A 12,034-nucleotide genomic window follows, 5' to 3' on the forward strand; every position below is an offset into this window, starting at 1 on the left:
ATCATGCTGTTACTTTGTTACTCATTGATTGATACCAATACCATCCCCTTCTACTTTTCGCTGTCTCAGATTGAAGAGCAGTGATACCGCCTCAACATGGTGCGTTTGTGGACTCAAAAGGTTCGGGGAACCTTTTGAGGATTAGTTGCGTTTCACTAACAAGCTTACACACTCGACGTGTGGAGTTAGTCAACATCTATATTATATAACGAAAGTGATAGAGTTGTTGTTTAAAATTAAACTTTAGAATGAAAATATTTAAAAAAAGTAGATCACTTTTAGAAGTGTCCTACTTGTATTATTTTTATTTAAAAAGGGATAAATCCTTAACAAAAGGGGTGTACTCCCGCGCCTTCGGGAAGGAAAAAAAGAAATGGCGCAAAATCAAGGTTTTATTTTTGAAATTTACCAGAAAATACCCTTAATGAAAGTAACGTAGTTCTTGTTGATGGTCATAGTGTGTTCTATTGATGCACGTTCAACGGTTACTAGATTTAGGTTAAAATCGTTAAAGCCCATATCATAGTTTAAAAAAGCGATTATACAAAAACTTGTATATCGCTCTGTTTGTTCACTTACTTTGACAAAGTGGAGGTATCTATCCTCAAGGTCCTCAATGCATTCCATACTGCCAGTAGCGTTACACCAACATCTGCAAAGATGGCCTCCCACATATTAGAAATTCCCAATCCACTTAGAACCAAGAAAATTAGTTTAACTACAATAGCCAAGGTCATGTTTTGTTGGGCTATTCTGACTGTCTTTTTTGCCAGTCGAATGACTTGAGGAAGTTTTCCAAGGTCATCATCCATCAGTACAACATCTGCTGATTCAATGGCTGCGTCCGAACCTAGCCCTCCCATAGCAATACCAACATCTGCCCTAGCAAGAACCGGTGCATCATTCACCCCATCTCCAACAAAGGCAACAGCCTGCTGAGACTGAGTCAGAATTTCCTCAAATGTACTCACCTTATCCTGAGGCAAGCAATCTCCAAATGCATCATTAAAGGCAAATTGCTGTGCAAATTCATCAACCACTGCCTGACGATCGCCTGAAAGGAGAACCGTCTTTTTAATTCCGACTGCCTGTAAATCCTTCAAGGCCTCGATGCTCGTCTCCTTCACTTGGTCTGTGATAAGGAAATAGCCTAGAAAATGACTGTCCTCTGCCAAATAGAGAACTGTTCCTGTGCTGTCAATAGCTGGATAAGCAATCCCTTGAACTTCCATTAATCTAGCATTCCCAAGATAGAGCTGTCTGCCATCTACCCTACCGGACATGCCCTGCCCTGGTAGCTCGGTAATCTGACTCACCCTATTCTCGTCCACTTCCTGTCCATAGGCTGTTCGAATAGAGTTTGCGATTGGATGATTGGAATAGCTTTCCAGATGGGCAGCGAGGTACAGAATATCATCCTCGACACCTTCTGCGTTGACAACGGTATCCACCGCAAAGATACCTTTTGTAATTGTCCCCGTCTTATCAAATACGACCGTATCCAACTTGGCAAGAGCCTCTAAATAATTCCCACCTTTCACTAAGACACCTAATTTAGATGCTCCCCCTAGCCCGCCAAAGAAACTCATTGGTACCGAAACCGCAAGAGCACAAGGGCAAGAAATGACTAAAAAGGTAAGTGCCCGATAAAGCCAAGTCGACCACTCCCCTAAACCAAGCAAGGGAGGCAGGCTTGCAAGCAGAAAAGCGATTCCGACAACCACTGGTGTATACACACGCGAAAAACGTGTGATCATCCGTTCCGTCTCCGCTTTTTTATTGCTTGCATTTTCAACTAATTCCAAAATTTTGTTGACCGTTGATTGCGAAAAAGTCTTACTCACTTCAATTACCAATGGACTAGTCAAATTGATCACACCACTTGTAATGTCCTCACCAACGCCAATTTCCCTAGGCAGTGATTCTCCTGTCAAGGCTGACGTATCCAGAATAGAACGACCTTCTCTGACCAGACCATCTAGGGGCACCTTCTCCCCAGGCTTAACTAAAATATGGTCCGCAACCCTTACTGTTTCAGGGTCTACTTGAACGGTTTCTCCCCCCTCTAGTCTCCAAGCCTTATCCGACCGAATATCCATCAATCGTGCAATGGACTGACGAGATTGAGAGGTGGCCTTATCTTGGAAATACTCCCCAATCTGATAAAAAAGCATGACGGCTACTGCCTCTGGAAATTCTCCCAAGAGAAAGGCTCCTAAGGTCGCGATACTCATCAAAAAGTTTTCATCAAAAAGATTACCACGTTGAATATTTTGAACCATCTTGATAAGAACCTTATGGCCGATAATGATATATAGGGTCAGATAATAGACCAGACGAATCCAGAAATACTCCTCTGGCAGGAAAAAGCCGAAGGCAAATAGAATCATAACAGCAAGTAGCAGCTCTTTCGCCCAATCTCGTTTTTCTGGAAGTGCCTCTTCCTTTTTCTCACTGATAACTTCGATTCCAGGTTCAATAGCATCCACCAAGTCAATAATTTCCTTATCTATCCCATCTTCGCTTTTTGTTTCCAAAATCAGCTTTTGAGCTATCAGATTGACAGTGGCAGATTCTACCTGCTCCAATTGATTGACAGCACGTTCAATCTTAGCAGCACAATTGCCACAGTCAATTCCTCGAAGTTCATACTCTTTCTTCATGTTTTTCCTCTTTCAAATGTTTCAGTGTCAAAGACAAGACTGCTGCGACATGATCGTCCGCAAGTTCATAATAGGTCATCCTTCCTTTTTTCTCCCCCTTGACCAATTGGCAGTCCCGCAGATAGCGTAGTTGGTGAGAAATAGCAGACTTGGTCATCTGTAACGCAATCGCTAAGTCTCCGACACAAATTGGATTTTGCCGTACTGCTTGTAAAATCCGCAAACGAGTTGGGTCAGAAATCGCCTTAAAAAAATTGGACATATTTAGCAATGTAACGGTATCAAACTCCGTCTCATGGACCCCTTGAATTAAATCTGGATTACAAGCTGTTAAACACTGTGACATATTTTCTATTCCTCCTATACTAAAGTTGTATCAAGTAACATCATGATTAGAAATCCGGCCATAACCCCACCTGTCGCAATATCGGTATTCTTGTGCTCTTGAGCACCTGGCACAAGTTCTTCCACTGCAACATAAATCATGGCTCCCGCCGCAAATAAGAGAGCATAAGGTAGTAGCTGGGTCATAGACATAACAGCATAGGCCCCTAAAACAGCTGCAATCGACTCAACAATCGCTGACATGGCGCCATAGTAGAAAGCTGATTTCCTACTTCGCCCTTCTACCCGTAGTGGCAAGGACAAGGCAGAGCCTTCTCGAATATTTTGGATGCCAATTCCCAAGGCCAATCCAAGGGCACTCATTCACGTAAAGGAAAGTCTAGTTGCGAGATTTGCCACACTAGCAAATGCCACACCAACTGCTAAGCCCTCTGGTATATTATGAAACACTACCGCCAGATAAAGCAGCATGGTCTTTGATAAGGGTCTTTTGGGATTCAAAATCCCTTCCTTATCACTCATCTGATGATTCAAATGTAGGTCGGGAACCAAATAATTAATAAAGCGGATAAATAAGCCCCCGACAATAGAACCAACAGCCGTCGTCAACCAGTAAAATCTGTTCGTAGCTATTGACTGGCTATAGTCCAAAGAAGGGACAAGCAAAGGCCAGACTGCCGCTGCCGTCATAATGCCCGCTGCCAAGCCCATCATCATATCCATGAATTTTTGATGAATGGTTTTGACAAAAAAGACCAAACTAGCACCGATAAGGGTACAAAACCAGTTGAATAAGCCAGCTAATAAAGCTTGCATTACTGGTGATAGAGAAGAAAAATTACATCTCATACCTCAATAATCGATGATTCAGTTGAACAACCACTCAACTATTATCATTATAGTTGAACACTCGCTCAATTGTCAAGGAAGAAAGTAAAAAAGCTATGAGAAATCCCCATAACTTTGTAAATTATTGAAGCAATCTCGTGTTCTTAGAGAATATCACAATGCCATAAAAAGCCCAAAGGACTATTTGGAATTATCATATCATATAACGCTTCGACACAATTTAACGATTACTATATTGAGAAACAAACTTTACTCCTCAAGAAAGTTAGATGTTCCCAATGCTATCCGTAAGAGTACTTAAAACCTTGAAACATACTGATTTCAAGGTTTTTATAACGTGTTATTGTATCACCTAATTTCTACTGATTTTCATAGATCAAACCTTTCGTGATTTTTTCATATAGGTGGGTACGTTTCTATTCCCTCAAACTCCTTGTCAATGGAAATAAAAACGTACCCACAGTGTAAATGGAAATAGAATTTGAGAATTCCTAACTATCACTTCCACTCACTCCAAAAATTACTTACTCTAATACTTCCCCACCATAAAGCAAAAAGCCTTGCAATCAAGGCTTTTCATTATCCCTTTCGTTCAAAGGTTCTAGGCTTTTACGAGCAAAGCTACACACTCCACGTGTGCTGAGAGCTTTCTTCTATACTAATAGACGAAAGGGTGTGAAAATGATTTTTAAATGATACTGTGGAACGGAACAGTAGCCCTAGTATTGACTACTGTCGTTTCTATTCATATTGGCTATTCTAGGACTGAGATGAAAAAATCTATAAATGCTCAGAATAAAATTGAACCCGCAAATCTCCCCAAAACAATGGTGAGTCATGTACTTGTATTATTCCGAAAAAATACACCTCTGGTGCAGTGAGACAAATTGGTGTATCTTATAGTGGCTTCGTAGATGAAAGCTATACTCTACTATCACTCTTTGATGATGTAGAACAAATTGAAAAAGATAATAGACTTCAGACAGCTATTGATGTTGTCAGAGAACAGTTTGGTTTTTTAGCCATACAAAAAGGAACCGTCCTAACTGAAGGTTCCAGAAATATTGAACGCAGTAAACTTATCGGTGGTCATTCCGCGGGTGGATTGGAGGGATTAAAATGAAACAAGAAAAAAATACAGTACAATTTTCAGAAATCCGTAGCAAAGGATGTAATGATATTGAAATGCTTGAAAGATTTTTACATGGAATCGTTGAAACAGCAACTTCAAAACTTCGTCAGAGAAAACTCAAAACAACTGAAATATCGATACGACTAGTACATGCTAAATCTGAAAACCGATTACCATTGGAATTTACATTTAGCATTAAGCCAACAAGCTCATCTGTGATAATCTATACTGAGGTAATCAATCGCTTTAAAGAATGTTACACAGGTGGGGGAATTCAAGGTTTTACGATTCAATTTGATAAAAATACCCTTGCCTCTGCATAGAAAGGATTTGATATGATTGACCGTTCATATTTACCATTTCAATCAGCAAGAGAGTACCAGGATACAAAGATGCAAAAATGGATGGGCTTTTTCCTATCTGAACATGCATCAGCACTCTCTGATGATACAAACAAAGTAACGTACATGTCTGACTTATCACTAGAGAAGAAATTATTACTCCTCAGTCAAGTATACGCCGGGCAGCTACGCACACGCATTCAAGTGATTGAAAAAAACAAGCGTGTTTCCTACACTGGAACAATACCAAGTCTGACCAAAGATTTCATTTTGATAAAAACTACAACAGGTCACATCAATTTGAAATTAAAAGACATTATTAGTATTGAACTTGTCGAGGAGGTGCTCTATGAATCAGCTTGAGTTTCAGCGTAATCACCTACAAATGGACTATTATAGCGAGAGCTACCAAGATTTTGAACGTGACTTCTACCGCTACTCTAACATGAATATTCCATTGACCTTCCTAACTGATGATATCCTAAAAACAATGGCGACTTCACGTAAGAATTACTTTGTCCTCAATAAGGAAAAGTCCAGAGATAACCGCGATCACTTCTTCATATTTGAAGTAAGTACCGTAGATGAGAATCCGCTAATCTATCATTATACATATAAGAAAACTACAATATATTTAGCAGAAAAATAGGAGCAGTTCAATTGACTGTTCCTATTTTTAATATTCATAAAATCTAAAGTCTTTATACTCTTTAACAATGGAGTCGCCAACCAGAACAGACTATACTGACCAGCGACTACCTTAAATTTAATGTTTCAGATTTATTTTCTTATCTCTAATTTCATAAACTACATCTGCTACATTTTCGAGTAATCGTTTATCGTGGGTGATAAACACGATAGTTCCGGTGTACTCCTTCATTAGTATTTCCAAAGCCTCTAAACTTGGTATGTCAAGGAAGTTACTGGGTTCATCCATTATTAGGATGTTATATCTACCCATGAGCATTTTAGCAAGCAACAATTTTATAATTTCTCCACCGCTTAAAACAGATAAACTTTTTCCAATATCGTTCTGTTTGAACCCCATAGATGCTAGCACTGAACGAATTTCTGATATATTGTAGTCACAATCCTTCTGCATAAACTCCATAACATTCTGATTACTGTTGTACTTGTAACCATTCTGTGCAAAGTAACCTATTTTTGCCTTAGGCGAAATAGAAATTCCTTCTTCATGGTTTAAGATCATTTGGATTAAAGTTGTTTTTCCGATTCCATTACCACCAGTTAACGCCACTTTTGCTCCTAACGGAATTTGAAAAGATGCATTTTCAAACAGAGCCTTATCCCCAAATACTTTATTAATTTCTGCACCGACTATAGGGTATGGATTATGGAGCTCCAATGCTTTACTTTGCCTGAAACGAATTCTGCGAATGCCTTCCGGAGCTTCTACTTTTCCTAAGGCCGCAATCCTGTGCTCTAGGGTTTTAGCAGCATTATACATCTTTTTTTCCTTACTTCCTATTGATTTTTGATGAGCTAAACGCCCTCCGTCTTCAGTACTTTTTTTCTTTGAAGAACCTTTTGCCTTCTGTTCTATTTTACGAGCCTGTTTTCGCTTTTCCTCCGCAGCCCTTTCCAATCGGGCACGTTCCGCAATAAATTGTTCGTATTCTGCAGCTTGGCTCTTACGTTCTTCCTCTTTCTGACGAAGATAATCAGAATAGTTTCCCCAATACTCAGTGATTTTGCCATCTTTCAGTTCCCATATTTTATCTACTATTTCATCAAGAAAATAGCGGTCATGGCTAATAACTAACAGTGCACCTGTAAAATATTTTAGCTGTCCTATTAGAAAATCAATTCCTTCACGGTCTAAATGGCTCGTAGGTTCATCCGCTAAAATACCATGAACCTGTGCCGATAAGGCCTGTGCTATTTTAAGCCTTGTTTCTTCACCACCGCTCATAGTCTGTATATTTAATTGCTCAACACCTAGCTTGCCTACAAGTGCAAAATCTTTTTCCTCCTGCAGAGTTACTTCGTCCAACTGGGGAATATAGGCAAGTTCACCCAGACGATTCATTTTACATCCTGGGGGAGTTAATTCTCCTAAAAGTACCCTGAGTAAAGTGCTTTTTCCAGCACCATTTGCTCCTACTAAACCAATACGGTCATAATCATATACTTCTAATTCATTTATATCTAAAACATCGCGTCCTTTGAATTCCACACGAATGTCTTTTGCTTTTAATATTAATTCCATAACATTTCCTCCTGTCTATAATCGCATGCTTTCATTTGCTTGTATGCAGGGAAAACCCTGCGATTTTAGCAGGAAGAGTTACATGAAAATAAGATACATAAATATTCCTCCAATATTGTTTATTTTAAATCTAATTTTCTAACCTCAGTTATCATTTGGCAAACTATAGCAATGCCAATAATTAAAATACCTGATAGTAAAAACCAATGATTTACACCGATTTTATCAGCAAAGAATCCAGAAAGAATTAACCCAATTGGCATAGCAAGTGACATGATACTTCCGATTAAAGAAAATACACGTCCTAAATATTCAGGCTTAATTTTCTCCTGAAAAAGAGCTGTTTGCACACCGCTATAAAATGGCACCGAAAGCCCCATTATTGCACAGCAAACTACGAATATTACAAATCCATTTGGAGGAAGTATTCCCGAAACGGCTAAACTGGTCCCCATTATAAAAAATGAACTTGTTATTAGTAATACATGCTTTTCGAAGCCCCCTAATCTTCCTAATAATAAGCCTCCTGCTAGCATCCCAAATGCAAAGGAAATTTCCGTAATAGAAATATGCACAGGCGTTCCATTAAAGTGTTCCATGCTTATTAAAGGAAATAGTGCATTGATTGGCATATAAACAAAAGTATATAGTGTTCCTAAGAGTAATAAGGCAAACAATCCTTTGTTTTGTCTCAGAACCACAACTCCTTCTTTCATCTCCCTTATGAAATTTGGTTCTAAACTTTGCACTTGATTACCCAGCTTAGGTATACGTACAATTGCTACCGTAATAGATGCAATCACAGCACCCAATACGTCGATGGCAATAATAGCATTTAAATCCCAAACGGAGTATAAGAGTGCTGCAACTGCCGGACTAACAATATAGCTTATAGACTGCAAAGACTGACTATAGCCTGCGCATTTCGTTAGCTGTTCTTCTGGTACTAAAAGTGGTGTAACCGCATTGAGTGCTGGGGTATGAAAAGCTGTTCCAATGCTACGGATAAACAATACTATCATAATCATCCAGACAGGTAGCTCCATACAGAATGCAACAATAGCAAGCACTGCACCAGCTGCTGCGATAATTAAATCGGCACCAATCATTATCTTCTTCCTATCATGACGATCCACTAGCACACCAATGGCAGGTCCCAAAATCGCATAGGGTAAAAAACCTACTAATGAAGCCATAGACAAGACCATCGCAGATCCTGTTTTTTCTGTAAGGTAAAAAATAATCGCCATTTGCAGGATGGCACTAGTGATTAATGATACTGCTTGCCCTGCCCATATTGCATAAAATTTTCGTTTCCAATTGTTGTATTTTTCCATTTATATTATCTCCTGCATATTATTTTGCTTGAATTTCTATTTTGAATAGCATTCTAGGCAATAAAAAATGCAGGCCAAACCCCACAATGTGGCTTTTGGTCTGCATACATACAATTTGGAAACATTCATATTAAAGACATAGTTAAATAAAGGTATAGTTAAATAACCAATATCCTCACCGTAACTAATGAATGCTCAATATCGTATAAATAAGCACAACAAAAAAGCCTATCATCGGGTATAGATTCTGCTTTTTTTATTGCCAGCTTATCTTAAACGCATTGAGGCTGTCATAGTTTCGGTTCCTCCTACATCTTTGTTTATATCAATTTATAGTATAACACAACAAGATGATATGTTCAATATAAAAGTTATGGAATGAGACTCATACTTCCAATTCGATGCCAGATTTAAAGGATATGACGAAGTTTTCTTCATAGACTGTAACGCTCTGGATTATCTTCCTTAGTAGCAAGCGATTAGCTTTCACAAAATCTTCTGTTTGTAGTTTTAAAAATTCATCAGGATTTTCTAACTCAACCTCAAAATATTTCATTTTACATTCCCTCATTTCATTTATTGATAAATTGAGTTTGCAAAAAAGAGTGGACAATTTTTGTCTACTCTTAACCTTTAAAATAGTTTTTTTTAATCGATTTGAAGTTGCCTAAATTATTACTTATTCGGTAAAATGAAGTATTGCTTTCAACAGATTTCCTTCAACTACACTTCACTTGATTCAAACAAGGTGGGTACATTTCTATTCCCACAAACTCCTTGTCAATGGAAACAAACACGTACCCACAGGGTAAATGGAAATAGAAACTGATAATTTCTAGCTATCACTTCTACTCATTCCAAAAATTTTCTCACTCTGATACTTACCCACCATAAAGCAAAAAGCCTTGCAATCAAGGCTTTTCATTATTGATTCATACCAAGCTTTCTATGCTTTTACGAGCAAACCTACACACTCTACGTGTGGTGCTAGTAAACTTCTATATTATAGAACGAAAATGACTAAGTTGTTGTTTAAAATTAAACTTTAGAATCAAACTATTTTATAGTTAGCATTTTTCAAGCTTTATAGCTGATAATTGTCACTTAATAAATTTACTTGCGAGCTTGTAAACTTGTTGAATCTCTTTACTATTAATATCCCAACCATCAAGTTCTTCTTTGATCAACTCTGGAAATTTTTTGCTAATATCCCTCAAAGCATTGCCAACTGATTTTCTAACATATTCACTAGAATCTTCTTTTAATGTTGCGATTCGTTTAATAGCTTCATCTGGATTATCCTTGAAATATGGTCTACTCGTCCATATTCTCAAACCTTCTGTAACAGCTCTTCTAACATTTGGATTACTGTTTTGTAACCATTCGTCAATAACCGGAAGAGATTTTTCATAACCTGTTTGCTTACAAAATTCATCAAATGCTTTTGCTAATACTTCTTGAACTCTCCAATTGTCATCCTTTGAAACCTCATCCCTCATGAAGATCAAAATTTCTTCATACGATGACAAATGGCCGAAGAGAAATACACTATACATTCTAACTTGATATACATTGGATTTGAAGGCTAAAAATGCTAATTCTTTGGTATACACATTCTCGTTTGATAGATAGTCAGCAAGAGCTCTTTTCTCTTCTTCTTTAAATCCATTTTCTATTAAAGAAAATTCTTTTTCTAAATTTAAAATATATTCTTTCATGCTACTTGCCCCCAAAACAACATTCCAAGTTTCAAGATAATTCTCGATAGGTATTAATAAAGAATTGAATTCGTTATAATATAAGCAAATAATCTTGACGTTTTTTCAAATTGATATTTCAACTCTTTTATTATTAAGCCTTTTTCTCAATCAAATACCAACTAGGAATGATTTGCTTCATATCATCGTACCATTCCAAAATTTCCTTGGCTTGATGTTGCATTACTGATATTTCTTCAGCTCCGTATGGTACAGCCCATGGCAGAGCACCAACTAGGTTACTTAGAGTATAAATGGCGAGAAGCTTCCAAAATAAATCCGGAACCTTATGATCAAAATATCCATCTATCATACCAGACGCAAAAGAGGGAGAGACTTGAGCAGACCATACAATACGATTGAATTCCTCCCAAGGATCTCCAAGATCAAATCGATCAAAGTCAATGACATAAATTTCTCCATCTTCACCAATCATGAAATTCCCGATATGATAATCTCCATGTTGGAAAACCTGAGGTCTATCTTTTAACAATTCTCGATTTGCATTTAAAAAATCAATAAAGATCTCACCATTTTCATATTGAACGGGACATTCTTTGTATTTGGAGATTTTGTCATCAATTTTTCGATTAAAAAAGACCTCCCAATCTTCACAAACTTCTGTAACAGGAAGAGAATGAATTTTATGAAGGATTCTTCCTGCTTCTACTCCGTAAGTGTATTGTTGTTCTTTCGAAACAGTTAAAATGGTTTCTCTTGCATCATTCCCGTCTATCCACTCGTGTATAGAATGTACTTCGTCACCGCAGAGTTCAATGCTAATTGGTTTACACATCGAAACTCCAAGATAAGCCACCTTCTCCATCATATCAAATTCAAATTTTTTAGAATCTAACTTCTCCTTATCAGAAACACGCAAGAAATATTTTTGCTGATTTTGATCTGTCACACAATATTTTTTATCATCTGACCAGCCTTTATTTATGGCTATCTTACTAATAAAATTCATCAAGCACACTCCGATTCATTTCACAACACTTTTTGCAGTTTTCACTAGTAACCCATCCAGTTCATCTACACTTTAGTTACCTAGATCAAGATTTAGATAATGAAAACTAGTCAATTCTCTCAATAATGTTTCCAAGTTTATCTAATACAAGACAGGAATGATCATTTAGTGGAATTATGGGAACATTAACGAGTTCTTCAGCTCTATCCTTATTAGCTTTATCATTCCAGGAATCATAATGAACACTAATTAAAAACTGACTAAAGAGTCCTAATCCATTTTTTATCTTTATCTGATGATCTGAATGATCATTAGGTGAAACATAGACTTCTTCTCCTAATAATAGGGCTCCTGCAGAAAATCCCATAACTTTCGCCCCTTTATTCAGCATATGATCGATATAATTCTTG

The 12,034-nt window shown here is 37.5% G+C and carries 12 protein-coding genes and 1 pseudogene; 4 read left to right on the forward strand and 9 right to left on the reverse strand.

Going from position 1 to position 12,034, the window contains the following annotated elements; translation table 11 throughout:
• Window positions 1-575 precede the first annotated feature (575 nt).
• The 3 genes and pseudogenes from HMPREF2704_RS05250 to HMPREF2704_RS11515 form a co-directional block, all read right to left on the reverse strand.
• A complete protein-coding gene (locus tag HMPREF2704_RS05250) occupies window positions 576-2,663 on the reverse strand; it encodes a heavy metal translocating P-type ATPase (protein WP_037599273.1) in 2,088 nt (695 codons plus the stop codon).
• Entirely contained in the window at window positions 2,647-3,009 is a 363-nt protein-coding gene (locus HMPREF2704_RS05255) for an ArsR/SmtB family transcription factor (RefSeq protein ID WP_002890511.1), read from the reverse strand. Before HMPREF2704_RS05255 ends, HMPREF2704_RS05250 begins: the two co-directional genes overlap by 17 nt.
• Window positions 3,010-3,023: 14 nt before the next feature.
• A pseudogene (locus HMPREF2704_RS11515) lies at window positions 3,024-3,857 on the reverse strand (ZIP family metal transporter).
• Between the two features lie 877 nt (window positions 3,858-4,734).
• On the opposite strand from HMPREF2704_RS11515, the gene HMPREF2704_RS05270 reads away from it, so the two are divergent.
• The 4 genes from HMPREF2704_RS05270 to HMPREF2704_RS05285 are packed head-to-tail and all read left to right on the forward strand — an operon-like array spanning window position 4,735 to window position 5,979.
• Window positions 4,735-4,980 (forward strand): hypothetical protein, encoded by a 246-nt coding sequence (locus HMPREF2704_RS05270; protein WP_001813542.1) that lies wholly within the window; start codon window positions 4,735-4,737, stop codon window positions 4,978-4,980.
• Complete coding sequence (locus HMPREF2704_RS05275) at window positions 4,977-5,312, forward strand: DinB/UmuC family translesion DNA polymerase (protein ID WP_000806926.1); 336 nt, start codon at window positions 4,977-4,979, stop codon at window positions 5,310-5,312. Before HMPREF2704_RS05270 ends, HMPREF2704_RS05275 begins: the two co-directional genes overlap by 4 nt.
• 12 nt (window positions 5,313-5,324) lie before the next feature.
• A complete protein-coding gene (locus tag HMPREF2704_RS05280) occupies window positions 5,325-5,693 on the forward strand; it encodes a hypothetical protein (RefSeq protein WP_000567222.1) in 369 nt (122 codons plus the stop codon).
• Window positions 5,680-5,979 carry a DUF5960 family protein gene (locus HMPREF2704_RS05285; RefSeq protein WP_001072467.1) on the forward strand — a complete coding sequence of 100 codons (300 nt, stop codon included), beginning with the start codon at window positions 5,680-5,682 and terminating at the stop codon, window positions 5,977-5,979. Before HMPREF2704_RS05280 ends, HMPREF2704_RS05285 begins: the two co-directional genes overlap by 14 nt.
• A 117-nt stretch (window positions 5,980-6,096) precedes the next feature.
• On the opposite strand, the gene msr(D) is transcribed toward HMPREF2704_RS05285, so the two are convergent.
• From msr(D) to HMPREF2704_RS05315, 6 genes are all read right to left on the reverse strand, one after another.
• A complete protein-coding gene (msr(D), locus tag HMPREF2704_RS05290) occupies window positions 6,097-7,560 on the reverse strand; it encodes an ABC-F type ribosomal protection protein Msr(D) (RefSeq protein ID WP_000420313.1) in 1,464 nt (487 codons plus the stop codon).
• 119 nt (window positions 7,561-7,679) lie between these two features.
• Entirely contained in the window at window positions 7,680-8,897 is a 1,218-nt protein-coding gene (mef(A), locus tag HMPREF2704_RS05295) for a macrolide efflux MFS transporter Mef(A) (RefSeq protein ID WP_000417519.1), read from the reverse strand.
• Between the two features lie 385 nt (window positions 8,898-9,282).
• Entirely contained in the window at window positions 9,283-9,453 is a 171-nt protein-coding gene (locus HMPREF2704_RS05300; protein WP_000873143.1) for a hypothetical protein, read from the reverse strand.
• A gap of 544 nt (window positions 9,454-9,997) precedes the next feature.
• A complete protein-coding gene (locus tag HMPREF2704_RS05305) occupies window positions 9,998-10,615 on the reverse strand; it encodes a DNA alkylation repair protein (protein WP_021153055.1) in 618 nt (205 codons plus the stop codon).
• Window positions 10,616-10,748: 133 nt separating this feature from the next.
• The gene (locus HMPREF2704_RS05310; protein ID WP_070845910.1) at window positions 10,749-11,624 is read right to left on the reverse strand and encodes an aminoglycoside phosphotransferase family protein; all 876 of its coding nucleotides are present in this window, start codon (window positions 11,622-11,624) and stop codon (window positions 10,749-10,751) included.
• A gap of 106 nt (window positions 11,625-11,730) precedes the next feature.
• The coding region (locus HMPREF2704_RS05315) for a Type 1 glutamine amidotransferase-like domain-containing protein (protein WP_176745635.1) at window positions 11,731-12,034 on the reverse strand (304 nt) is incomplete at its 5' end.

This window comes from Streptococcus sp. HMSC076C09, assembly GCF_001837905.1.
Taxonomy (GTDB): Bacteria; Bacillota; Bacilli; order Lactobacillales; family Streptococcaceae; genus Streptococcus; species Streptococcus parasanguinis_I.

Excerpts from the sequence above, each read along its gene's own strand:
- HMPREF2704_RS05250 (WP_037599273.1), bottom strand. The coding sequence starts at position 2,663 with ATGAAGAAAGAGTATGAACTTCGAGGAATTGACTGTGGCAATTGTGCT.
- HMPREF2704_RS05255 (WP_002890511.1), bottom strand. The coding sequence starts at position 3,009 with ATGTCACAGTGTTTAACAGCTTGTAATCCAGATTTAATTCAAGGGGTC.
- HMPREF2704_RS05275 (WP_000806926.1), top strand. The coding sequence starts at position 4,977 with ATGAAACAAGAAAAAAATACAGTACAATTTTCAGAAATCCGTAGCAAA.
- HMPREF2704_RS05280 (WP_000567222.1), top strand. The coding sequence starts at position 5,325 with ATGATTGACCGTTCATATTTACCATTTCAATCAGCAAGAGAGTACCAG.
- HMPREF2704_RS05285 (WP_001072467.1), top strand. The coding sequence starts at position 5,680 with ATGAATCAGCTTGAGTTTCAGCGTAATCACCTACAAATGGACTATTAT.
- HMPREF2704_RS05300 (WP_000873143.1), bottom strand. The coding sequence starts at position 9,453 with ATGAAATATTTTGAGGTTGAGTTAGAAAATCCTGATGAATTTTTAAAA.
- HMPREF2704_RS05305 (WP_021153055.1), bottom strand. The coding sequence starts at position 10,615 with ATGAAAGAATATATTTTAAATTTAGAAAAAGAATTTTCTTTAATAGAA.
- HMPREF2704_RS05310 (WP_070845910.1), bottom strand. The coding sequence starts at position 11,624 with ATGAATTTTATTAGTAAGATAGCCATAAATAAAGGCTGGTCAGATGAT.